The organism is Methylorubrum aminovorans (genome assembly GCF_022179725.1).
In the GTDB taxonomy this organism is placed as follows: Bacteria; Pseudomonadota; Alphaproteobacteria; order Rhizobiales; family Beijerinckiaceae; genus Methylobacterium; species Methylobacterium aminovorans.
On sequence record NZ_BPRC01000008.1, the window covers coordinates 85976 to 109904 of the forward strand.

The following is a 23929-nucleotide window of genomic DNA, read 5'->3' on the forward strand; positions in this document are numbered from 1 at the left end:
AGTATCTGTTGCCCGAATCGACGGCCCGGCGAACCCGCCGGGCCGTTCGCGCTCACGGTTAACGCCAGGTTGCCGCGATTGCGACACGAACCGAAAAGTCGTGTTCGGCATCATATTTACGCCCTATTCACGCTAATCTGAGATCGATCGTAAAGGCGCTTCGCCGTTAAGTGGCGCGAAGGCCACGACCCCCCAAAATCCCGGTATGTCGGACGGCCCTCGCGTTTGCTTCGTGGGGGAATCCCGATACAAGCGTGGCCGGGACCAGAGGGCGGCGAGCCTTAAGGGCGGCCGCCCGCGGGTGCGAACCCGTGCTGAGATAAAAAGAGACGGGCGATTACATGATGTCGATGACGGGAAAGCGCCGGCGAAAGTCGGCGGAGCGTGCCATCGTTCTGGTCGCCACCGCCGCCAGCGTGATCCTCGGCGGCGCGGCCGCACAGGCGCAGCAGATCGTCGTCGAAGGCAACCGCCGTGTCGACGCCGATACCATCCGCTCCTACGTCACCGGTACCGCCTCCGGATCGCCCGAGGAGGCGCGGCGCAATCTTCTCGCCACCGGCCTCTTCTCCGACGTGCAGGTCTCCGGCCGCGGCGGCACCACCGTGGTGCGCGTGCGTGAGAACAACGTGGTCGGCCGCGTCTTCTTCGAGGGCAACAAGAAGATCGAGAAGGCTACCCTCGAGAGCGTCGTCGAGACCAAGGACCGCGGCGCCCTGAGCCCGGCGGTGATCGCCGCCGACGTCGAGCGCATCCGCGACGTCTACAAGCGCTCGGGCCGTGGCACCGCCAAGGTCAGCTACCGCACCGTCGACCTGCCCACCGGCCGCGCGGACGTCGTCTTCACCATCGACGAGGGCGACAAGACCGGTATCCGCGCCATCAACTTCGTCGGCAACAGCGTCTACTCGGAGCGGACCCTCAAGGGTCTGATGTCCTCCTCCGAGATGAACTTCCTCTCGTTCATCAAGACCTCCGACGTCTACGATCCCGACCGCATCTCCGCCGACCTCGACGTCGTGCGCCGCTACTACCTCAAGAACGGCTACGCCGACTTCCGCGTCGTGAACGCCGATGCCCGCTACGTCGAGGCTGGCGAGGAGGCCGGCTGGGTCATCACCGTCACCGTCGAGGAAGGCGCGCAGTACACCGTCGGCGCGGTGGCCGTCGATCCGCGCATCCCCGGCATCGACCGCGAGGCGCTCGACGGGCAGATCCGCGCCCAGGTCGGCGACGTCTACAACGCCGAGGATGTCGAGAAGACGCTCGTCGGCGTCACCAACGAGGTCAACCGCCAGGGCTATCCCTTCGCCCAGGTGCGCCCCACCGGCCAGCGTGACCGCGCCACCCATCAGGTGGCCCTCGGCTTCGTGGTCGAGGATGGCCCGCGCGTCTACGTCGAGCGCATCAACATCCGCGGCAACACCCGCACCCGCGACTACGTCATCCGCCGTGAGCTCGATCTGACCGAGGGCGATGCCTATAACCGCGTGCTGGTCGACCGGGCCGAGCGCCGCCTGAACGGTCTGGGCTTCTTCAAGAAGGTCCGCTTCTCCAACGAGCCGGGCACGGCGCCGGACCGGGTGATCGTCAACATCGACGTCGAGGATCAGCCCACGGGTTCGTTCTCGGTGGCGGGCGGCTACTCCACCCAGGACGGCATCATCGGCGAGGTCTCGGTCTCCGAGTCGAACTTCCTCGGCCGCGGCCAGTACGTGCGCCTCGCGGTGCAGGGCGGCCAGTATGCCCGCGGCATCGACTTCTCCTTCACCGAGCCGTACTTCCTCGGCTACCGCCTCGCCGCCGGCTTCGACGCCTTCTACAAGTACTCCGACCTGACCCGGTGGTCGCGCTACGAGACGACGGTCTACGGCGGTCAGCTCCGCCTCGGCCTGCCGATCACCGAGGAATTCGGCGTCACCTTCCGCTACTCGCTCTACAACACCGAGCTGCGGGTCCCGAACACCATCAAGCGGCCCTACAACGACTGCTCGGTGGCGATCCCCGGCTACACCGCCGTCAATCCGGCGGGAACGATCGATCCGGCGAGCGGGCGTGACGTGGGTGGCCTTCCGGCCTATCCGAACTGCGCCTTCGACGGCGAGGCCTCGATCGCGCTCAAGGGCCAGCAGGGCAGCGTGCTGACCTCGCTCGCGGGCGTCACCCTGGCCTACTCGACCCTCGATAACCTGCAGCGGCCCACCAACGGCTTCTACGGCGAATTGAAGCCCGACATCGCCGGCATCGGCGGCGACTCCAAGTTCTTCCGCGTGACGGGTGACGCCCGCTACTACAAGGAACTCTGGGAGGACGTGGTCGGCTTCGTGCGCCTCCAGGGCGGTCACATCTCGGCGCTGGACAATCAGCCGCTGCGCATCACCGACCAGTTCTTCCTCGGCCCGTCGCTGGTCCGCGGCTTCGCTCCGAACGGCCTCGGCCCGCGCGACGTCGGCATCGCCGATGCACGCTCGAACGCCATCGGCGGCACGACCTACTTCGGCGCCACGGTCGAGGTTCAGTTCCCGATCTGGGGCCTGCCCAAGGATCTCGGCCTGAAGGGCGCGGTCTTCGCCGATGCCGGTACGCTGTTCGGCTATGATGGCCGCCGCAACTTCGACGTGAACCGTGACGGCTTCATCAACGGCTTCGCACCGGGATCGGGCTGCAACTACACGAACTTCGGCGCCAGCGCGATCAAGGTCGAGCCCGAGTGCGTGAACGTCCGCGACAAGCCGACGATCCGCTCCTCGGTCGGTGCCTCGATCCTGTGGAACTCGCCGCTCGGCCCGATCCGCTTCGACTACGCCTACGCGCTGTCCAAGGACGAGGGTGTCCAGACGGCTCTGGGTAAGGTCGGCAAGGACCAGACCCAGGCGTTCCGCTTCTCCGGCGGCTCGCGCTTCTGATCCACGACACATTCGCTTGAGAGAGCCGTGTCCGACCGTCACCGGTCGGGCACGGCTCTTTTGTTTTGTCGCACGCCCTCCGTTCCGGGCGGGTGCCCCCTTCCGGCGAAGAGCGCTATAGCGGCGCTCGGACCCCTCCCCTGCCGGCCTCTTCGAATCGCATGTCAGATCCCGTCTTCATCGCGCCGAAAGGCGGCCTGACCCTCGGCGCCGTGGCCGAAGCCTGCGGTGTTGCGCTGCCCGAGGGCGCCGACCCGGCGCAGGCGGTGACCGGGGCCGCACCCCTCGAAACCGCGTGTCCGACCGAACTCGCCTACATGGACAACGCCCGCTACGGCGACGTCCTCGCCACGACGCGGGCACTGGCCTGCCTCGTCTCGCCGCGCTTCGCCCCTCGGGTTCCGGCCGGCACGATCGCCCTCGTTACCCGCGACCCCTACCGCGCTTATGCCGGGCTGCTGGCCCGCCTCTACGAGGAAGCGATGCGGCCGGGCTCGCTGTTTGCTGCGAGCGGGATCTCCCCCGGTGCACATATCCATCCGCAGGCGCGCCTGGAGGATGGGGTGCGCGTCGATCCCGGCGCCGTCGTCGGCCCCGGCGCCGAGATCGGCTCCGGTACGGTGCTCGGCCCCAACGCCGTCGTCGGGCCGAACGTGCGGATCGGCCGCGACTGCTCCATCGGCGCGGGCGCGACCCTGACCCACGCGCTCGTCGGCAACCGCGTCATCGTCCATCCCGGCGCCCGGATCGGCCAGGACGGGTTCGGCTTCGCCATGGGTGCGGGCGGCCATCTCAAGGTGCCGCAGGTCGGCCGCGTCATCATCCAGGACGATGTCGAGATCGGCGCCAACACCACCATCGACCGAGGTGCCTCGCGCGACACCGTGGTCGGTGAGGGCAGCAAGATCGATAACCTCGTGCAGATCGCCCACAACGTGGTGATCGGCCGCCACTGCGTGATCGTCTCCGGCGTCGGCATCTCCGGCTCGACCACGCTGGAGGATTACGTGGTGCTCGGCGGCCAGGTCGGCGTCGTCGGCCATCTGCGCATCGGCATGGGCTCGCAGATCGCCGGCTCCTCCAACGTCAACCGCGACGTGCCGCCGGGCTCGCGCTGGGGCGGCACACCGGCCAAGCCCGTGCGGACGTGGTTTCGCGAGATGACGACGCTGGCCCGCCTCGCCGAGCGCTCAGGCAAGGACGAGGCGGAGGGGTAAGGTTCAGGGCGAAGCCCTGAGATCCGCCCAAGGGCCTGCCCTTTGGGAACCCGTGACCGGCCTTCAGGCAGTTTCGAACAGGGTCCGGATCTCCGGCGAGGCTGCCCAGTGCTCGATCCGGTGGCAGGTCAGGGTCTCGCGCGGCTGCGCCTGGTAGATCGCGAAGCTCTCCGCGACGAAGGCGTCGAGACCGATCGTCTCGGGGGCAGCACCCCGGCGCTGGCGTCGCTTGAACACCGTCGAGCCCGCCACGCCGTAGAGCGTCGCCACCGGCGGGTAGACCGGCCAGATCGCGTCATCGAGCAGCGCGTCCGGGGCGTAGGCCTCGACCGCGACCGGACGCGGGGCGATGCCAGCCTCCCGCAGCAGCCGCGCGGCGATGTCGCCGAGCACGGTCAGGCGCGGGTGGTTGATGTTGTGCATGAACTGGCCGCCGCGCGACCAGCGCAGCAGATCGTCCGAGAGGTCGAAGCCGATCGCCCGGCTCGACGCGATCAGGTCCGCCGCGGCGAGATCCCAGGCGTCGAGATAGCCGAGCTGCGAAAAGACGGCCTCGCGGAACAGCCCGACGATCCGCTCCGGCGGCAATCCCTTGAGGAAGCCGAACAGGGTGATCGCCGAGTGGTAGGTGCCGAGCGGTGATGGCACCAGCTTCACCCGCGCCACAGAGGTGAGATCGCCGACATAGACCGCGTCCGGATGGAAGGCGGTGAAGACGATGGAGGGAAACAGCCGCATCCGCGGCAGCCGTTCGCGCAGGGCGTCCGAGCCGCCCTCAGGGAAGAACCCCGCCGGAAAGGGCTGAGAGAAGACGTGGTCGCACGCCTTGAGCGTCGCTGCGAAAGCGTCGAGGCGCTGCCCGCCGCGGCCCAGGGTGCTCATCGGGATCAGCCGCACCCGCGCCCCCGGCGCGAGGATGCGCACGGCCTCGGCCACGCCCTTGGCTTGGCAATTTCCGATCACCGCGATCCGGGGACCGTTCAGGCCGATCTCGTCCGACCCGCGCCGCCCGGTCCATGATCGAGGGACGGCGGCGAGCAGCCGCGAAAGCCGGAGGGCCAAGGCGGCGCGCCTATTCGCGCCGCAGCAGGCGGTCGACGACGAGGTCGGACCAGAAGCCGGCGCGGAAGTTTTGCGTCACGGCCTGGGGATCGTAGCTGTACTCGACCCACTCGAGGAAGCTCTGGCCGCGCGCCTCGCCCTCGCGGAGATAGGTGGCGAAGAACGCGTCGAGGATGCCGGTCTTGGCGAAGCGGAAATGGCCGTAGCGCGGCGAGAGCTGGCGCAGGGCCTCGCGCACCGGCCGTCCCTCGTGCAGGATCAGGAACAGGGTGGCGGCGAGCCCGGCCCGGTCCGCGCCCGACTTGCAATGCATCACCGCCGGATATTCGAGACCGGCGAAGAAATCGCGGGCGGCGAGCAGGGTCTCGCGGGAGGGCGCCTCACGGGAGCGCAGCACGAACTCGACGAGCGTCAGCCCCTGCCGCTCGCAGGCCTCGCGCTGGAGCGGCCAAGAGCCGTGCTCGCGTCCGCCGCGCAGAGACACGATCGTGCGCACGCCCTGGCGCTTGAACCAGGCGAGCTGGTGCGGCGTCGGCTGGGCCGAGCGCCAGACCAGCCCGGAGCCGATCCGGTGCCGGTTGAGATAGGCGAGGCGGAAGATCCCGTGATCGACGAGCAGCATGTTCGCCCAGGCTTTCGCCCGGGAGGCGGAGCCGTCGATCGGCCGCTCGAACTTCGCGATGCGGGCCATGCGCCGCGCGTATCGGATCTCGGGAGGAAGGAAGCGGTTGAACACGGATCGCTACGAGAGGCCTGTCGGAGCGTTCCTCTAACAGCCCGCGATTCGGGCGACAACGCGCCCCCACTCGGCCCGTTGCCGAACCCGCCCCTTTGCCACCATCATGCGCGGCCCGTTGGCAATCGGAGCCCGCGATGACGACGAACACGGTGAGCCTGCGCCGCGCCCGCCCTGCGGATGCCGCCGGCCTCTCGGCGGTGTTCGATGCCGCGTGGCGCGAGGCCTATCAGGGGATCATCCCGGGGGTCGCCCTGGAGCGGTTCCTCGCCCGCCGCGGCCCCGAGACGTGGCGCGGCATGATCGGCGGGCGGGGCCTCGTCGTCGTCGCCTTCGGCGAGCAGGTCGCGGGCTACGCCGCCTACGGCCGGGCGCGCGATGGCAGCCTGCGAGCGGATGGCGAGATCACCGAACTCTACATCGCCCCGGAATTCCAGGGCCTCGGGCTCGGCACCCGCCTGTTCCGGGCGGTGCGCAACGACCTGATCGACCGCGGCCTCACCCGCATCGGCGTCTGGGCGCTGGCCGACAATCCCCGTGCCTGCCGCTTCTACGCGTGCCTGGGCGGCGTCGCCGGCCCGGAAGCGGTCGAGCAGCTCTCCGGCATCGGCCTGCCGAAGATCGGCTACCTGTTTGCCTGATCGTCCACCCGAGCCCGTCCCGTGCGAGGGCTTGCTCCCGCATCCGAAGCGCGAACGAAGCGGATCGGGACGCCGCCTCATCGAACAAACCGGCATTTTATAGCGCGGGACAGCGGAGGACGCGCCAACTTGGCCGGAGGACCGATTTCATTTCCCCCCCGCACAATCTAAGACATCGGACGATGGGTGCGGCACCGTGAGCCGCCCCCGCACGATGCATCCGCCGGACGGGGCGACGCGTCCGACGGCCGGATTTCAGAGAGCACAGGCCCATGGACATCAACGCCATCTCGATCGGCAAGAACCCGCCGGAAGACGTCAACGTCATCATCGAGGTTCCGCTCGGCGGCGAGCCGATCAAGTACGAGATGGACAAGGATGCCGGCACGCTCGTCGTCGATCGGTTCCTCTACACGCCGATGTTCTATCCGGGGAATTACGGCTTCATCCCCCACACGCTCTCCGGTGACGGCGATCCCTGCGACGTGCTGGTGGCCAACACCCGCGCGATCATTCCGGGCGCGATCATCTCGGTACGTCCCGTGGGCGTGCTGGTGATGGAGGATGACGGCGGCGAGGACGAGAAGATCATCGCCGTGCCCTCGCGCAAGCTGACCCAGCGCTACAACCGGATCGAGAACTACACCGACCTGCCCGAGATCACGGTCAGCCAGATCCAGCACTTCTTCGAGCACTACAAGGATCTCGAGCCCGGCAAGTGGGTGAAGGTCGTGCGCTGGGGCGACAAGGCGGAAGCCCAGCGCCTCATCCTCGAAGGCATCGAGCGCGAGAAGGCGCAGAAGACCAAGGCCGGCTGATTTTTTCCATGACGGGTCGAGCGACGGCGGTCATTCCACCGGGCCGCTGTCGCTCGCTATCCCTCTTGCCGCACGCGGGGCGAGGGGCTTCCAGGCAGGAACCCGCCGGCTACGGCACCACGCGGGTGGAGACCGAGGCGCCCGTCAGGATCGCGTTGATCGAACTGGGCGCATGCACCGAGCCCACCACGATGGTGAGCCGGCTCTCGCGGGCGAGGGCGAAGGCAGCGGTGTCCATCACCTTGAGATCGCGGGCGATGGCCTCGTCGTGGGTGATGCGATCGTAGCGGACGGCGTCCAGGTCGCGCTTCGGGTCGGCCGAGTAGACACCGTCGACCTGGGTCGCCTTCAGCACGGCGTCACAGCGCAGCTCCGCCGCGCGCAGCACCGCGGCCGTATCGGTGGTGAAGTAGGGATTGCCGGTGCCGCCCGCGAGCACGACGACCTGGCCCTTGTCGAGGTGGTGCAGCGCCGGCTGGCGGGCATAGGTCTCGCAGATCGTCGGCATCGACACCGCCGACATGGTCCGCGCCTGCACGCCCGCGGCGTTGAGCGCGGTCTCGATGGCCAGCGAGTTCATCACGGTGGCCATCATGCCGAGCGAGTCACCGGTCGCCCGGTCGATCCAGCCGGCCTGCGAGATGCGCGCGCCGCGGATCAGGTTGCCGCCGCCGACCACCACCGCGATCTGCACCCCGCGCGCGACCGTAGCGGCGATGTCCTCGGCCAGACCCGCGAGCATCGGCGGATGGAGCCAGTAGCCGTCGGGAGCGGCGAGCGCCTCGCCGGACAGCTTCACGAGGACTCGGCGGTAGGGCGTCGTCTCCGGCATCGGATCCTCGTCGGCTCGGGCAGGTCGCGCCGCGGCTTCTAGCAACACGGAAGCCCGAACGTCGAGGGGCGGCGGCATTCCTGCCGCCGCCCCCTCAAGACGTCCTGTGAGGATCGGTGATGATGAGCGCCGTGACCGGCTCTCGTACCAAATCCGGCTGATCCCTTCGGGATGGCGGATTTGGGCTCCGCTCAAGCGCCGCACGGGCTCGCTGATACGGCCCCCGCTTTGATGAAGCGGAGGCCGTATCAGACCTTTCCGGACCGCGCTCTCTCAGGCCGATCCGGTCTCCCCTTCGGCGAGAGCGCTTAGCGCGACATGCTCGCGACTTCGGCGGCGAAGTCCGGGCCCTCTTCCTTCTCGATGCCCTCGCCGAGCGCGTAGCGGACGAAGCCCTTGATCGCGACCTCGCCGCCGGCCTTGCCCGCGGCTTCCTTGAGCACCTGGGTGATGGTCTTGGAGCTGTCGTGGACGAAGGGCTGCTCCAGGAGGGTGACCTCCTTGTAGTAGCTCTTCAGGCCGCTCTCGACGATCTTGGCCATCACGTGGTCCGGCTTGCCGGCGTTCTTCTCGCGCAGGATGTTCGACTCGCGCTCGACCACGGCCTGATCGACGCCGGAAGCGTCGAGCGCCACCGGGCTGGTGGCAGCGATGTGCATGGCGATCTGGCGGCCGAGCGACGAGAGGAACTCGACGTCGCCCTCGGATTCAAGCGCGACGAGCACGCCGATCTTGCCGAGGCCCTCGCTGATCTGGCCGTGGACGTAGGAGGCGATCACGCCCTTGCTCACTTCGAGCTTCTCGACGCGGCGCAGGGTCATGTTCTCGCCGATGGTGGCGATCAGGTTCGAGAGCTTCTCCTGCACCGTCTCGGACGAGCCGGGGAAGGTCGCAGCCTGGAGGCCCTCGAGGGTGCCGTCGGTGTTGAGCGCGAGCTTGGCGGCCTCGCGGGCGAAGGCCTGGAAGCCGTCGTTGCGGGCGACGAAGTCGGTCTCGGAGTTCACCTCGACGATGGCCGCGTGACGACCGGCGGACTCGACGGCGACGAGGCCCTCGGCCGCGACGCGGCCGGCTTTCTTGGCGGCCTTGGCGAGACCCTTTTTGCGCAGCCAGTCCACCGCCGCTTCGAGGTCGCCGTTGGTCTCGTTGAGCGCGCCCTTGCAATCCATCATGCCGGCGCCGGTCTTTTCGCGAAGCTCCTTCACGAGTGCGGCGGTGATGTTGGCCATGGCGATCCTCTCGGGGTCTGGAATTGCGGGTCTTGAAGCGAATGAGCCCGGCGCTCGTTGAAAGCACCGGGCTTTGCAGAAAGATGACGATCGGGCCGCCGGGCGAGACCCGGCGGCGAGCGTTGCAACTTACGCGGCGGCGGCCTCGACGAAGCCGCGGGACTGCGCGATCCAGCCGTCACGGTCGATGCGGCCGTTGAGCTTCAGGTCGGCGTCGAGCTTGGCCACGTCCTCGGGCTGCATGGCGGCGATCTGCCAGTAGTGCCACACGCCGGCATCGTTGAGCTTCTGCACGAGCTGCGGGCCGACGCCGGTGAGCTTGGTCAGGTCGTCGGGCGCGCCGCGGGGGGCGGCGAGCTGCTCGAAATGCTCGGTCGATTCGGCGAGCGCGGCAACGTCGGCCGGGGCGATCGCGTCGGAGGCGACGGAGGCCGCCGAGTCCGAACCCACCACGTCGTCGTTGGCCGGCAGCTCCTCGGCGGTCGGCTCCTCGGAGGCGCCGACATCGATGCCGAGCGCGCCCTGGCCGCGGCCGATGCCCTCGATCGCCGCGCGGGCGATCAGGTCGCAATACAGCGCGATGGCGCGGCCGGCGTCGTCATTGGCCGGCACGATGTAGGAGATGCCGTCCGGGTTGCAGTTCGTGTCGACGATGGCGGCCACCGGGATGCCGAGGCGCTGGGCCTCCTTGATCGCCAGCTGCTCCTTGTTGGTGTCGATCACGAACAGCAGGTCGGGCACGCCACCCATGTCCTTGATGCCGCCGAGCGCCTTCTCGAGCTTGTCCTTCTCGCGGGTCAGCATGAGGCGCTCCTTCTTGGTGAGGCCGACGGCCCCGCCTTCGAGCGTCTCGTCGACCTTGCGCAGGCGCTGGATCGAGCCGGAAATGGTCTTCCAGTTGGTCAGCATGCCGCCGAGCCAGCGGGAGTTGACGTAGTACTGGGCCGAGCGCTTGGCGGCCTCGGCAATGGCATCCGCCGCCTGACGCTTGGTGCCGACGAACAGCACGCGACCGCCGCGGGCGACGGTGTCGCTCACCGCCTGGAGGGCGGCGTGCAGCGCCGGCACGGTCTGGGCGAGATCGATGATGTGGATGTTGTTACGGGTGCCGAAGATGTAGGGCTGCATCTTCGGGTTCCAGCGGTGCGACTGGTGCCCGAAATGGGCGCCGGCCTCGAGGAGCTGGCGCATAGAGAAATCGACGGCCATGACTTTTGTTCTCTCCGGTTGATACCGCCGCGGAGGATGTAGCCGGCTTGATCGGCCGGCCACCGGAAACGCCCCATTCAGGCATGGGGCCGGCTCCGCGTGTGGAATGGGCGGGGCGTTAGCAGAGACGGGACGGGATGGCAAGGCGGCGTGCCTGCCGACGCTCGCCATCGTCCGCTCGACTGCCTCGTCGCGGCTTGGCCGATCAAGCAGGCACGCCATGCCCGACATTTCCGCTCTCCGGACGCTCGCCTCACCGGGACAACAGGCCTCCCGTCGAAAAGACAGCACAAAGCGTCTCATCTGACGTCCGGATTCACATTTGTTGCGAATCCGCTACAGCACAGCTCGATCTTTCACCCTATGACCCGAGCTGTACTGGAGATCCATTTGATAATGGAACTATATCTCACAGAAAAATCTGCCGATTTTCGCAAATAAAACCGTTTATCTGCACAAATAGCCCAACGTAAAGTTCGTATCGACACCTTTGTATCGAGTTGAAGCGAGGAGCAACATGCGGGGCCATGTATCGACGGGGCGTCTGTGGCGCTGGACCCGGTCGGGCGCGACCGGAATGCTGGCGGCTGCACTGACAACGCCTGTCCAGGCCGCTCCGACGAATGAAGAACTTTACCAGATGCTGCGCTCGGTTCAGGCCGAGCAGGAGCGGCTGAGACGCGAGAACCAGGAAGCCAAAGCCGAGCTTGTCGAGGCGCGGCGGCGTCTGCGCGATCTCCAGGCCGTCTCGCGCCCGTCGCCTTCGCGCAAGGCGACCATCGCCGAGCCGGTGCCCGTATCAGGACCGCTTCCCCCTTTGCCGCCCTTGCGCGCCGTCTCGGGCGTCGTCGGTGCGATCGAAGGCGGCGCCGGTGGCTTCCGGGCCGGAAACGGTGCCTATGCCGCGGGCTCGCTGGCCTTTCCCATCGGGCGGTCGTTCGGCTTCCAGGCGGATCTCGCGGCGATCTCGAACGGGGGCGACCTCGGCCTGGGAACGGCCGGGCATGCCTTCCTGCGCGACCCGACCAAGGGCCTGATCGGCCTCTACGGCTCCGTCGATTACGCCACGTCCATCCGGAGCTACGGCCTTCAGGATGTCGGCACGACCATGGGGCGCATCGCCGGCGAGGGCGCCCTGTTCCTCGATCGCTTCACCGTGGACGGCATCGCCGGCTGGCAGATGGGGGATCGCGCGCAGCATTTCTTCGACCAGATCGACCTGTCCTGGTACGCGACCGACGACCTCCGCTTCAGCGTCGGCCACCGCTACGAGAACCGAATCCATGCCGTCGCCGCCGGGGCGGAGTATCTGCTCCCGCTGCTGAGCCCCGTCGGCATCTCGGTCTTTGCCGAGGGGCGGATCGGCGAACGCGATTACCGTGCCGGCCTCGGCGGGCTTCGCGTCTATTTCGGCCAGGAAGACAAGTCGCTGCTGCGGCGGCAGCGCGAGGATACCCTCAAGGTTCGCTTGGTCGATCCTTTCGCCGCGCGGCCGAACGGGTTTCGCGTCGTTCCGGCGGTCGGCCCGCAAGGTCCGGCCGGGCCGCAGGGCCTTCCCGGCGTGGCCGGCGCCCAGGGCACACCGGGTGCCGTCGGATCGCAGGGGCCGGCGGGCCCCCAGGGCTCCACAGGACCGCAGGGATCGGCGGGCGCGCAAGGCACGCCCGGCGTCGCGGGAACGCAGGGCCCCACCGGCGCGACCGGCCCGCAGGGTCCGGCAGGCCCACAAGGCACCCAAGGAGCGACCGGCATCCCCGGCGCGGCCGGTCCACAGGGAGCGCCCGGCGTCGCCGGACCGCAAGGTCCTGCAGGCCCACAAGGCACGCAAGGAGCGACCGGCACTCCCGGCGCGGCTGGTCCGCAGGGAGCGCCGGGCGTCGCCGGACCGCAAGGTCCGGCAGGCCCACAAGGCACTCAAGGAGCGACCGGCACCCCCGGCGCGGCCGGTCCGCAGGGAGCGCCGGGCGTCGCCGGACCGCAGGGACCGGCCGGGCCGCAAGGCCCTACCGGCGCGACCGGACCGCAGGGGCCTCAAGGGCCTCAGGGCCCGCCGGGCTTCTTCCCTCCCGTCTAGAGCCGTGCCCGACGAGGCTAGGTCGGATCCCGCCTCGATCTCTTTGGCTTGGCGCGTACTCGCTCGGCGAACCGGCATCCACTTCGTTGAAGTGCGCTCGGGGCCCGGGCGAGCGCTCCCAAGGCGAGTGTCGGTCGGGCGTGGCGCTCGCCGCGCTCAAGCCGCGGAGGCCACCGCCGGCGAGATCATCTTCCGGGCCTTCTTGTCCTCGGTGCTGCCGAGGAAAGCCTGGGCCTCCTCCTTGCGCTCGAAGACGTGGGGGGCGACGCCGCGCTTGGTCAGGGCCTCCTCCATCTTCAGGCGGAGGAAGGCGCTGGTCGCGTAGCGGGTCGTCGTCGCGTAGTAGTTGGCCTGGAGATACTGGATCATCCCGGCATAATCGTCATAGAGGTTCTCATTGAGCCGGAAGCCGTCGTGGTTGATCACGGCGTTGACCCGCTGGCCGGCCTTGCGGCAGGCCTCGACGATGGTCATGCGCAATTCGTCCATGTCGCTCTTCACCCGGCAGTACCAGCCCTCCAGGTTGATGAAGAGGATGTTGCGCTCGGCATCCAGGCTGACGCGGGACTTCAGGTCGAGGTTGAGCAGGTCCGAGATCAGATCCATCGGCTCGTCGCGGAAGATGCGCGCGTCCATCGTCACCGGATTGCGCACCACGGGGGCGAAATCCATGTGGGCGAGGATGTCGCGCTCGATATCGATGCCCGGCGCCACCTCGATCAGTTCGAGCCCCTCCTTCGTGAGCTGGAAGACGCAGCGCTCGGTCACGTAGATCACCGGCTGCGAGCGCTCGACCGCGTAGGGGCCGGAGAAGGTGTTCTGCTGAACCTGGGTGACGAACTTCCGGGCCCGGCCCTCCTGGACGATCTTCACCTGACCGTCCTGGACGGCGATCTCCAGGCCGCCCGCGGTGAAGGTGCCGGCGAAGACCACCGAGCGGGCGTTCTGCGAGATGTTGATGAAACCGCCGCAGCCGTTGAGCTTGCCCCCGAATTTCGAGGTGTTGACGTTGCCGGCGCCGTCGCACTCGGCCATGCCGAGGCAGGTCATGTCGAGGCCGCCGCCGTCGTAGAAGTCGAACATCTGGTTCTGGTCGATGATGCAGTCGGCATTCGTCGCCGCGCCGAAGCTCGACCCCGAGGCCAGCACCCCGCCGACCGCGCCTGCTTCCGTGGTGAGCGTGATGTAGGGGGTGATCTTCTCCTCGTTCGCGACCGAGGAGATGCCCTCGGGCGCGCCGACGCCGAGATTGACCACGCCGTTGGGCGGCAGTTCGAAGGCGGCGCGCCGCGCGATGATCTTGCGCTCGTTGAGCGGCATCCGCTTGATGCCGGTGACCGGCACGCGGATCTCGCCCGCGAGCGCGGCGTCGTACATCACGCCGTAATTCATGCGGTGCATCTCGGGCTCGGCCACGACGACGCCGTCGACGAGGATGCCCGGTACGCGCACGTCCTTGGGCAGCAGGTAGCCGTCATCGACGATGCGCTCGACCTGGGCGATGACGATGCCGCCGTTGTTTCGAGCGGCCATGGCCTGGGCGAGGCAGTCGAGGGTCAGCGCCTCCTTCTCGAAGGAGAGGTTGCCCGACGGATCGGCCGAGGTGGCGCGGATGAAGGCCACGTCGATCTTGGTGGCGGTGTAGAACAGCCACTCCTCGCCATCGACCTCGACGAGCTTGACGATGTCTTCGGTCGTCAGATCGTTGACCTTGGCGCCGCCGTGGCGCGGATCGACGTAGGTCTTCAACCCTACCTTCGAGAACAGCCCCGGCTGGCCGGCGGCGCAGGCGCGGTAGAGCTGCGAGATCACCCCTTGCGGCAGGTTGTAGCCACGGATCAGATTGGCTTGCGCCGCCTGCGCCACCTTGGGCATGCGCCCGAAATTGGCGGCGATGACCCGCGAGAGCAGCCCGTCATGGTGCAGACGGCCGGTGCCCAGCCCCTTCGAATCGCCGGCACCTGCGGTCATGATCAGGGTGAGGCCGCGCGGTGAGCCGGTCTCGACGAAGCGCTTCTCCAGCGCGGCGTGCAGCGCCTCCGGGATGCAGCTTTGGACGAAACCCGTGGTCGTCAGGACGTCGTTCTCGCGAATGAGGGCGATCGCCTCCTCGGCCGTGATGACCTTGTTCTTTTTCATAGACGCCGCCGTCCTCCGCTTGCCTGACCCGGCGGGGCGGCACCGCCCGCCTCTTGCCGCGCCCGCTCGTAATATTGTCGCCCGGCCTCGCAGGAGCGGATCAATTCCATCTGCATTGGACCGTTTGAATTCTGCATGCAATGCTCATTGCAGCGCATCGATATGCTGTCGCACTGCAATAAACTGCACATCTTGTCTGTAACAATAACCGATAACCGCGGCAGCTTACGCCTGAAAAACTCTTCGTTCCAGCTTGAGAAAAATTGCAGTCCGTTCGGCAGCTGGCCGCAGCGTCGTCGCCGTGGCCGCCCCGCGGCTGGATCGGGACGGGAGCCGGGAGGCAGCTTCCCGCTCGCCGCGCTTGCCCGTGCCGCGACGCATGATTACGAGGGCCCCGATGCCCGGAAACATCTTTCGGGCCCACCGACACTCGAAGACCTTTCGGAGATCTGCCATGGGCTTTCTCGCCGACGCCCTCTCGCGGGTGAAGCCGTCCGCGACCATCGCGATGACCCAGAAGGCGCGTGAGCTGAAAGCCTCCGGCGTCGACGTCATCAGCCTCTCGGTGGGCGAGCCGGATTTCGACACGCCCGACCACATCAAGGAGGCGGCGATCGACGCGATCCGCCGCGGCGAGACCAAGTACCCGCCGGTCTCCGGCATCAACCCGCTGCGCGAGGCAATCGTCAAGAAGTTCAAGCGCGAGAACGGGCTCGACTACAAGGTCTCGCAGACCATCGTCGGCACCGGCGGCAAGCACGTCATCTACAACGCGCTGCTGGCGACCCTGAACCCCGGCGACGAGGTGGTGATCCCCCGCCCCTACTGGGTCTCCTACCCGGAGATGGTGATCCTGTGCGGCGGCACCCCGGTTTTCGCCGACACCGACATGGCGCACGACTTCAAGCTCCAGCCGGAGGAGTTGGAGCGCGTCATCACGCCGAAAACCAAGTGGATCATCCTCAACTCGCCGTCGAACCCCTCGGGGGCCGCCTACACCCGCGACGAGATGAAGAAGATCACCGACGTGCTGATGCGCCATCCGCAGGTCTGGGTGCTCACCGACGATATGTACGAGCACCTGACCTACGGCGATTTCGAATTCGTCACCCCGGCTCAGGTCGAGCCCGGCCTCTACGAGCGCACGCTCACCATGAATGGCGTCTCGAAGGCCTACGCGATGACCGGCTGGCGCATCGGCTACGCCGCGGGCCCTGAGCAGCTCATCAAGGCGATGGACTTCGTGCAGGGCCAGCAGACCTCGGGCGCCTCCTCGATCTCGCAATGGGCGGCGGTAGCCGCGCTCGACGGCACGCAGGAGCATCTCGCCCGCTTCAAGGCGGCGTTCCAGGAGCGGCGGGACCTCGTCGTCTCGATGCTGAACCAGTCGAACGGCCTCAAATGCCCGGTGCCGGAGGGCGCGTTCTACGTCTATCCGTCCTGTGCCGATCTGATCGGCAAGACCACCGAGACCGGCAAGACCATCGCCACGGACGAGGACTTCGTCACCGAACTGCTCCAAGCCGAGGGCGTTGCGGCGGTCCACGGCTCGGCCTTCGGCCTCGGCCCGAACCTGCGCATCTCCTACGCGACCTCCAACACGACGCTTGAGGAGGCCTGCCGGCGGATCCAGCGCTTCTGCGGCTCGCTGCGATAAGCCGCACGTCGGCCTTGCGTCGCCGGAAGGGCAGCGGCGTCACGGCGCGGTTGCTCGCGGCGGCGCGGACCTCTACATCGGCCCTCCCCGCGGCCGATGCGCCTGATGGTTTCGCGAGCCCTCTCGGGCCTGCGTGGCGGCGGGGCCGGCAGTGACGGGGCGGTGCGGACCAGTTCTCTGCGCCGTTCCTGTGACGCTCAGTGGGCCGAGCGGCTGCAGGTGTGTCGGAAGCGCGGGGAACAGGAACCGCGATTTCGGCGCATGGCCCACCCGATTCCCAGCCTCGCCGATCCGGGCTCCAGCCCGGATCGGGAACGGTGTTCCCGGGTTGGCGCCAGATCCGTTAACGGTCTTTCGCAAGGGAAAACCAACCAGACGCATGCAACCATTTTGCGCTTTGTCTCAGAAAGGTTGCACAATGTCTCATTCCGGTAGAGCCCGCGTTTCCGCTCGCCAGTACCTGCCGGAATCAAAGCTGGAAGACCTCGCCAACAGCCTGCGGCGGCTGGCCAACCACCGCGGCCTCGTTCGCAGTGAGATCGCCAGCCCGATGCTGCTGCGCCTGCTGCCGCCGCCGCGGCGTGCCGAGGAGAAGAAGTACGAGGCCGACCTGCGCCAGCGCCTCGCCGACGCCAATCTCGACGGGGCACGCCTCGCTTATCTGGCGGCCGATGCCGAGCGCGAGATCGCGATCGCCCACACCCGCCTGTCGGGCTGATACGGCCTCGATGCGTCCGGCGCCCTCCGGCGTCACGCGATCCCTCCGATGAAGCGCAGGGCGCAGCTTCGCCCAGCGCAGCTCGGACGGATGCAGCCGGGATCGGAGCGAGAGGCCTGACCGGCCTCGTCGATCCTCCCCGAGGACGTCCCTGAGGATGGGGCGGATTCTGGGAAACCGGAGGGAGCCGGTCTCTTCGCCGGCATCTCACAAGAACTCAGGCGACCTCGACCCGTCCGTCGAGGCCGACGACCCGGCCCAGCCCGCGCACGCGGCTCAGCAGTCGCTCGCCGTTGAGATCAGCCCAGTCGGCGGGCAGGCGCAGCACCACCTTGCCGTCCTCTACCGCCACCGGCATCCGCTTGAGCGGACCGGCCATGCCGGCCGAGACCGGGAAGGCGACGCGCATCAGGGCGCCGACGAGGCGGGCGCGGTCGAACAGGCGCGGACCGGCGAGCATGCGCAGGGTCGGGCTCGCCTTCTCCGGAGCCACGCCCTCGTGGCGGAAATAACTCGACAGCGCGAGATAGGCGCGCCCGGGATGGTCGATGCCGGCGAAGGCGGCGTTGGCGAGCACGTTGAGGCTCTGCTCGCCGCGGTAATCGGGATGGGCTCGCCAGCCGATATCCGAGAGCAGGCAGGCCGCGTGGCGCAAGCGGCGCTCGCCCGCGGTCTCCGGGCCGTCGAGGCTGGTGATGAAGTGGTCGGTCCAGTCGCGCAACTCCTCGCCGTGGCCGGGGGAGCGGGCGCGCTGCAGGTTCAGCTCCTGGGCCGAGGCGATCAGCGGATCGGTGAGGCGCGTCTCGCGGTCGAGCTGTTCGAACAGCAGGCCCTCGCGCACCCCGAAGGCGGAGATCGCGATCTCGCGGGGCCGGCCCAGACGGATGATCTCTTCGAGCACCACGGCGCCGAAGGCGAGCAGCGGCCGGCGCGCCTCGGAGATCGTCTCGACCTCCTGCAGGGTGGCGGCGTCGCTCGCCTCGACCATTTCGAGGAAGCTCAACTCGTCCGACGGCTCGACCGCGTAGCCGTGCATGACGTGAAGCGGATAGTCGCGGGCCGCTTGGTGCAGGCGGGCGAGCGCCCGCCATGTACCGCCGACCGCGTAGAAGGTGCGCCCGCGAAGGGTGTCGAGCTGCGGCTCGGCCTTCTTCAGATGCTCGCGGGCGATCTTGCGCGCCTTCTTGAGTGAGCCTTCCGAGAGATCCTGGAGCGCCAGCCCGCCGAGCGGCATGGTCACGCCCTGGCCGACCGTGGTGCCGTTGACGTCCACGAGTTCGAGCGAGCCGCCGCCGAGATCGCCGACCACGCCGTCGGGGGCGTAGAAGCCGGAGACGACGCCGAGCGCCGACAGCTCCGCCTCGCGCCGGCCGGACAGAAGCTGGATCTCCTGGCCGAGCGCCTCGCGCGCCGCCTCAAGGAACGCCGGCCCGTTGGCGGCATCCCGCGCGGCGGCGGTGGCCAGGACGAAGATGCGCGAGACCCGCATCGTGTCGCACAGGACGCGGAAGCGGCGAAGCGCGGTGAGCGCCCGCTGCACCGAATCCTCGTTGAGGCGGCCGGTGGAGAAGACGCTGCGGCCGAGACCGCACAGGACCTTCTCGTTGTAGAGCGGCGTCGAGGCGCGTTGGAGCCCGTCATAGGCGACGAGCCGTACCGAGTTCGAGCCGATATCGATGATCGCGACAGGTTCGAACGTCATGCCAGTCATCATCGGGGCCGGCCATTCGGCAGAGTGGGCGAGCGTCAGGTGAGGACGTGTCGGACCCATGCAGCCCCTCTCAGGGAGGTGCCCCCGGATGAGAGCACGATGGTGCCGGGCCGGAAACCGGCCGAACACTCACAATAGGACCGGGCCGGATACCGGCCCGGCGCAAGCCGTGGTCAGGACCGCTGGGCGCGGCGGCTGAGCGCCCGCGGGCTCGACTTCTTCGATGACTTGCCGCGCCCGGACAGGCTCGGATTCGTCATGAAGTACTTGTGCGCGTTGAACGGTTCCTCCCCCTCCGCGGGGCTGATCCGCTCACTGGCACCTGATGCCAGTACACGCCAGCTCTGCCGGTTGTCGAGGAGGTTGGCCAGCATGATCTGGTCGAGCACCTGCTGATGCACAGTCGGGTTGGTGATCGGAAGCAGCGCCTCGACACGCCGATCGAGGTTGCGCTGCATCAGGTCGGCTGAGGAGATGTAGACGGTGGCCTTCGGATGCGGCAGCCCGGCGCCGTTGCCGAAGGCGTAGACGCGCTCGTGTTCGAGGAAGCGCCCGACGATCGATTTGACCCGGATCGTGTCGGACAGGCCCGGAATGCCCGGCCGCAGGCAGCAGATGCCGCGCACGATGCAGTCGATCTGCACGCCCTCCTGGCTCGCGTCGTAGAGCGCATCGATGATCTGGGCATCGACCAGCGAGTTGCACTTGATCCAGATCGCCGCCGGGCGACCGGCCCGGGCGTGGGCGATCTCCTCCTCGATATGCTGCAAGAGGCGCGGCTTCAGGGTCAGCGGCGACACCGCCATGCGCTCCAGTTCCGCCGGCTCGGCGTAGCCGGTGATGAAGTTGAAGATGCGCGAGACGTCCCGGGCGATGGCCGGGTCGGCGGTGAAGAAGGACAGGTCGGTGTAGATGCGCGCGGTGATCGGGTGATAGTTGCCGGTGCCGACATGGCAGTAGGTGACGAGGCGGTCGCCCTCGCGGCGCACCACCATCGACAGCTTGGCGTGGGTCTTCAGCTCGACGAAGCCGAACACCACCTGCGCGCCCGCCTTCTCGAGGTTGCGCGCCCAGCGGATATTGGCCTCCTCGTCAAACCGGGCCTTCAGCTCGACGAGTGCTGTCACCGACTTGCCGGCCTCCGCAGCCTCGGCCAACGCGGCGACGATCGGGGAGTTGGAGGAGGTGCGGTAGAGCGTCTGCTTGATCGCCACCACGTTCGGGTCGCGGGCGGCCTGGGCCAGGAACTGCACCACCGAGTCGAAGGACTCGTAGGGGTGGTGGACGATGAAATCCTTCTGCCGGATCGCGGCGAAGACGTCGCCGCCCGATTCGCGGATGCGCTCGGGGAAGCGCGGATTGTAGGGCTTGAACTTGAGGTCGGGCCGGTCGATCCCGACGATCTGCGACAGCTCGTTGAGCGCCAGCATGCCCTCGACCACGAAGATCGAATCGGGCGCGATCTCCAGCTCGTCGGCAACGAAGGCGCGCAGCTCCTCCGTCATGCCCGCCTCGATCTCCAGGCGAATGACGACGCCGCGGCGGCGGCGCTTGATCGCCGATTCGAAGTGCAGGACGAGGTCTTCCGCCTCCTCCTCGATCTCGAGGTCGGAATCGCGCACGACGCGGAAGGCGCCCTGCCCTTTGAGCGAGTAGCCGGGGAAGAGGCGGCTCGCGTATTTGGCGATGACCTGCTCGATGGCGATGAAGCGGGCGGTGCCATCGCCGGCGACGTCGGGCAGGCGCACGAAGCGGTCGAGCAGGGAGGGCAGGCGGATCAGCGCGCGCAGGGTGCGGCCGTCGCGGGGCCGCACCATCATCAGCGCGACGGTGAAGCCGAGATTGGGGATGAACGGGAAGGGGTGCGCCGGGTCGATGGCAAGCGGCGTGAGCACCGGGAAGATGTAGGACAGGAAATAGTCGTCGAGCCACGCGAGATGCTCGTCCGAGAGTTCGGCCGGCTCGGCGAGGTGGATGCCGTTGGCGTTCAGCTCCTCCCGCAGCGCCCGCCAGCGCTCCTGCTGGTCCAGCGCCAGCCGCGAGACCTCGTTGCCGATGCGCGACAATTGCTCCGCGGGGGTCAGGCCGTCCTGCGAGGGCACGACGAGGCCGGCGCGGACCTGATCGTGCAGGCCGGCGACGCGCACCATGAAGAACTCGTCCAGATTGTTGGCCGAGATTGAGAGGAAGCGCAGCTGCTCCAGAAGCGGGTGGTTCGGGTTGGCGGATTCCTCCAGCACCCGGCGGTTGAACTGGAGCCAGGACAATTCGCGGTTCACGAAGCGCTCGGGCGAGTGCCGCAGCGAGCGGCCGGCCTCCAGCACCGGCTCGCGGGCGGCCTCGGCCGCAGCACCCTCCCGCTCCGCATCCGGCTCGGCCGGCTTCTCGGCGGCCTTCTCCGCGGCGAGGATGCGGGCGGCGCGGGCGGTGCGGGCGCGGGCGGATTCGCTGCGCACGCCCCGCTCGGTGGCAAGACTCGTCTCCTCGGCCTCGGTCGTCTCCGCGTCCCGGGCGACGGCATCCGACTCCACTTCCGACAACGCGCTGGCTCCCTTCCGCTTCAATCCGGCCCGGCTCAAGGTTCTCGTGGTCACGCGCACACTTTCAATGAACCGGCATCCGCTTCATCGGCAAGCGCTCTAGCACGGGGCGACCGGACCTGTTTGACGGTTTCATGACAACGCCCGGCGGTTCACGACGCTCCTGAATCGGTGCCGGCCTCGCCCTCCTCGTCCCTGTCTTCCTCCGCCTCCTCGTCGGACGCCTCACCCCTCCCGGCGGCCTCCATCCGGTCGAGGACGGCGAGCGCCAGCGGACGGGTGATGCGGCGGCGGCGGCCGAGCGCATCGCGGTCGAGCTCGGCCACGACCTCGCGGACACGGGCGAGCGAGCGGTCGATGCGCAAGGCCAGGGCATCGACCACCGAGGTGTCGATCCCGAGTTGCCGGTCGGCGAACAGCTTGACGATGACCGCCTTGAGGAGGGCATCGTCCGGCGGGCCGATCTCGGCGCCGGGCGCGAGCCGCAGCCGCGAGCGCAGATCGGCAACCCGCAGGTCGAAGCCGTCCACCGAGCCGCAGGCCGTAAGCAGCACGGGAAAGCGCCGCTCGCGCGCGAGGTTGAGCAGGTGGAACAGGGCCGCCTCGTCGCGGCCGGCCTCGCGGTCCACATCCTCGATCACGAGGGCGCCGTTGGAGATAAGGTGGGACACCTGCTCCATCGAAACGTCCGCGGCGGTGACGGTCCAGGCCTGTGCCCGCGTCGCCCAGATCGAGGCGAGATGGCTCTTGCCGCTGCCGGGCGGGCCGCGCAGCAGGAACACGGTGTCCGGCCAATCGGGCCAGGCCTCGATCAGGGCATAGGCCTCCTCATTCGAGGGGCTGACCAGAAAATCCTCGGCGCCGTAGCGCGGGTCGAGCGGCAGGTCGAAGGCGAGCTGCTTCGGGGGGGCGTTGTCGCGCATGGCGACACCCTACACCGCTTCACGCCATCAATCGCGGGTGGGGAGCGAGGGGCTCCCGGAATCCCCGATCAGCACCGGTCCATCGCCTCGGTAGATCTTGCTCTCGAGATACCGCTCGATGCCGAAGCGCACGACGACGCCGATGGAGGCGGCGACCGGCACGGCGAGCAGCAGCCCGAGGAAGCCGAACAGCGAGCCGAAGGCCAGCAGCGCGAACATCAGCCAAACCGGGTGGAGGCCGACCGAATCACCCACGAGCTTGGGCGAGATCACGTTGCCTTCGAGGAACTGCCCGACGAGGAACACGCCGACGGTCAGCCCGATATGCAACCAGTCGCCCGAGGGCCACCACTGCACCAGGGCGACGCCGACGGAGAGCATGAAGCCGGTGAGCGTGCCGACATAGGGGATGAAGGTGAGAAACCCCGAGATCATCCCGATCAGCACGCCGAAGTTCAGTCCGACGAAGAACAGGCCGACCGCGTAGAACGAGCCGAGGATGAGGCAGACGAGGCTCTGCCCGCGCACGAAGCCGGTCACCGCGCCGTCGATCTCGCCCGCGAGGCGGCGCGCAGTCGGGCGGTGGCGCGGCGGCACCCAGCCATCGAGGGCGGCGATCATCCGGTCCCAGTCGTGCAGCACGTAGAAGGCGACGACGGGGGTCACGACCAGCAGCGAGGCGATGGAGACCAGCGCCTGGCTCCCGGTCCAGAGCGACTTGAGGAAGGCCAGGAACCACGCCCCGCCCTGCCCCACCAGCGTACCGACGGAGGATTGCAGCTCGTTCACGACCTCGCTTCCGCCGACGCGCTGCAGGAGCGGGCCTGCCCGTTCGACCAGAATGCTCTGCAGACGCCCGACCATGGTCGGCAGGGAATTGACGAGGGAGGCGATCTGGCTGGCGGCCAGGGGCACCACGATGATGAGCACCACCACGAGACCGACGACGAAGCCCGACAGGATCAGCAGGGTGGCGGTGAGCCGCCCGAGACCGAGCCGCTCCAGCCGGTCGGCGAGCGGGTCGAGCAGGTAGGCGAGCGCCAGTCCCGCCACGAAGGGCAGCATCACCTCGCGCAGTTCGTAGAGCAGGAAGACGACGACCGCGAGGATCGAGAGCCCGATGATTGCCCGCCCACGCATCGCGCGCCCGTCCCCTGTGAATCCGTTCGGCGCGGACAGTGGGAAGCGCGGCCGCCCCGGTCAAGGCGGACCTTGCCGCGAGCCGCGCGGCGGCGTTCGATAGCCCATCGACCTCGACGAGGAGATGACGCCATGGACACCGAGGATACCGACCGGATCGACGCCGCGGTTCTGGCCCTGCTTCGGCTCACGCTGCACGACGGTGATCGGGCCTGGAAGGAGCATTCCTGGGACGCGCTGGGCCGCCTCCACGCCAAGGGCCTGATCTTCGATCCCGTCAACACGGCGCGGTCGGTCCAGCTCACGCCGGAGGGTCTGGACCGCTCGGAGGCCCTGTTCGAGGCGCTTTTCGCCCGCGGCGGAGAATGATGCTGTGC

General features: G+C 68.3%; 18 protein-coding genes. 8 read left to right on the plus strand and 10 right to left on the minus strand.

Features of this window, described 5'->3' with window-relative positions; all coding sequences use genetic code 11:
- Positions 1-341 precede the first annotated feature (341 nt).
- Together bamA and lpxD are read left to right on the plus strand one after the other, a co-directional pair.
- Complete coding sequence (gene bamA / locus MFF24_RS12985) at positions 342-2906, plus strand: outer membrane protein assembly factor BamA (protein ID WP_108940018.1); 2565 nt, start codon at positions 342-344, stop codon at positions 2904-2906.
- A gap of 161 nt (positions 2907-3067) precedes the next feature.
- On the plus strand, positions 3068-4123 hold the full coding sequence (gene lpxD, locus MFF24_RS12990; protein ID WP_238224806.1) for a UDP-3-O-(3-hydroxymyristoyl)glucosamine N-acyltransferase: 1056 nt from the start codon (positions 3068-3070) through the stop codon (positions 4121-4123).
- 63 nt (positions 4124-4186) lie between these two features.
- On the opposite strand, the gene MFF24_RS12995 is transcribed toward lpxD, so the two are convergent.
- Together MFF24_RS12995 and MFF24_RS13000 are read right to left on the minus strand one after the other, a co-directional pair.
- Complete coding sequence (locus MFF24_RS12995; protein ID WP_238224808.1) at positions 4187-5185, minus strand: WcbI family polysaccharide biosynthesis putative acetyltransferase; 999 nt, start codon at positions 5183-5185, stop codon at positions 4187-4189.
- 10 nt (positions 5186-5195) lie between these two features.
- Positions 5196-5921, minus strand: coding sequence for a fused DSP-PTPase phosphatase/NAD kinase-like protein (locus MFF24_RS13000; RefSeq protein ID WP_238224810.1), 726 nt, complete (start codon positions 5919-5921; stop codon positions 5196-5198).
- 137 nt (positions 5922-6058) lie between these two features.
- Between MFF24_RS13000 and MFF24_RS13005 the strand changes: the two genes are divergently transcribed.
- Together MFF24_RS13005 and ppa are read left to right on the plus strand one after the other, a co-directional pair.
- Positions 6059-6562 carry a GNAT family N-acetyltransferase gene (locus tag MFF24_RS13005; protein WP_238224813.1) on the plus strand — a complete coding sequence of 168 codons (504 nt, stop codon included), beginning with the start codon at positions 6059-6061 and terminating at the stop codon, positions 6560-6562.
- A gap of 272 nt (positions 6563-6834) precedes the next feature.
- Entirely contained in the window at positions 6835-7380 is a 546-nt protein-coding gene (gene ppa, locus MFF24_RS13010; protein ID WP_108940013.1) for an inorganic diphosphatase, read from the plus strand.
- A gap of 109 nt (positions 7381-7489) precedes the next feature.
- Here the strand turns inward: ppa and pyrH are convergent, their stop codons facing one another.
- The 3 genes from pyrH to MFF24_RS13025 form a co-directional block, all read right to left on the minus strand.
- Entirely contained in the window at positions 7490-8212 is a 723-nt protein-coding gene (gene pyrH, locus MFF24_RS13015; protein ID WP_238224816.1) for a UMP kinase, read from the minus strand.
- Between the two features lie 308 nt (positions 8213-8520).
- Positions 8521-9441, minus strand: coding sequence for a translation elongation factor Ts (tsf, locus tag MFF24_RS13020; protein ID WP_108940011.1), 921 nt, complete (start codon positions 9439-9441; stop codon positions 8521-8523).
- A gap of 129 nt (positions 9442-9570) precedes the next feature.
- Positions 9571-10650 carry a 30S ribosomal protein S2 gene (locus MFF24_RS13025; RefSeq protein ID WP_133089433.1) on the minus strand — a complete coding sequence of 360 codons (1080 nt, stop codon included), beginning with the start codon at positions 10648-10650 and terminating at the stop codon, positions 9571-9573.
- Between the two features lie 640 nt (positions 10651-11290).
- Between MFF24_RS13025 and MFF24_RS28830 the strand changes: the two genes are divergently transcribed.
- Positions 11291-12724, plus strand: a complete 1434-nt coding sequence (locus MFF24_RS28830; protein WP_283214498.1) for a collagen-like domain-containing protein — start codon at positions 11291-11293, stop codon at positions 12722-12724.
- A 156-nt stretch (positions 12725-12880) separates the two neighbouring features.
- Here the strand turns inward: MFF24_RS28830 and MFF24_RS13035 are convergent, their stop codons facing one another.
- Positions 12881-14863, minus strand: a complete 1983-nt coding sequence (locus MFF24_RS13035) for an acyl CoA:acetate/3-ketoacid CoA transferase (RefSeq protein WP_108940009.1) — start codon at positions 14861-14863, stop codon at positions 12881-12883.
- A gap of 454 nt (positions 14864-15317) precedes the next feature.
- Here MFF24_RS13035 and MFF24_RS13040 point away from each other — a divergent pair, with 454 nt between their 5' ends.
- Positions 15318-16520: a pyridoxal phosphate-dependent aminotransferase gene (locus MFF24_RS13040; protein WP_166059209.1), complete on the plus strand. Its 1203-nt coding sequence runs from the start codon at positions 15318-15320 to the stop codon at positions 16518-16520.
- 418 nt (positions 16521-16938) lie between these two features.
- A complete protein-coding gene (locus MFF24_RS13045) occupies positions 16939-17238 on the plus strand; it encodes a hypothetical protein (protein ID WP_108940006.1) in 300 nt (99 codons plus the stop codon).
- Positions 17239-17455: 217 nt separating this feature from the next.
- On the opposite strand, the gene ppx is transcribed toward MFF24_RS13045, so the two are convergent.
- From ppx to MFF24_RS13065, 4 genes are all read right to left on the minus strand, one after another.
- Positions 17456-19009: an exopolyphosphatase gene (ppx, locus tag MFF24_RS13050; protein WP_238224819.1), complete on the minus strand. Its 1554-nt coding sequence runs from the start codon at positions 19007-19009 to the stop codon at positions 17456-17458.
- A 113-nt stretch (positions 19010-19122) separates the two neighbouring features.
- A complete protein-coding gene (locus tag MFF24_RS13055; RefSeq protein ID WP_108940004.1) occupies positions 19123-21489 on the minus strand; it encodes an RNA degradosome polyphosphate kinase in 2367 nt (788 codons plus the stop codon).
- A gap of 152 nt (positions 21490-21641) precedes the next feature.
- Positions 21642-22412 carry a P-loop NTPase family protein gene (locus MFF24_RS13060; protein ID WP_238224822.1) on the minus strand — a complete coding sequence of 257 codons (771 nt, stop codon included), beginning with the start codon at positions 22410-22412 and terminating at the stop codon, positions 21642-21644.
- 27 nt (positions 22413-22439) lie between these two features.
- Positions 22440-23552, minus strand: coding sequence for an AI-2E family transporter (locus MFF24_RS13065; RefSeq protein WP_238224825.1), 1113 nt, complete (start codon positions 23550-23552; stop codon positions 22440-22442).
- A gap of 132 nt (positions 23553-23684) precedes the next feature.
- Here MFF24_RS13065 and MFF24_RS13070 point away from each other — a divergent pair, with 132 nt between their 5' ends.
- A complete protein-coding gene (locus MFF24_RS13070; protein WP_238224827.1) occupies positions 23685-23921 on the plus strand; it encodes a DUF6429 family protein in 237 nt (78 codons plus the stop codon).
- The last annotated feature ends 8 nt before the right edge of the window (positions 23922-23929 follow it).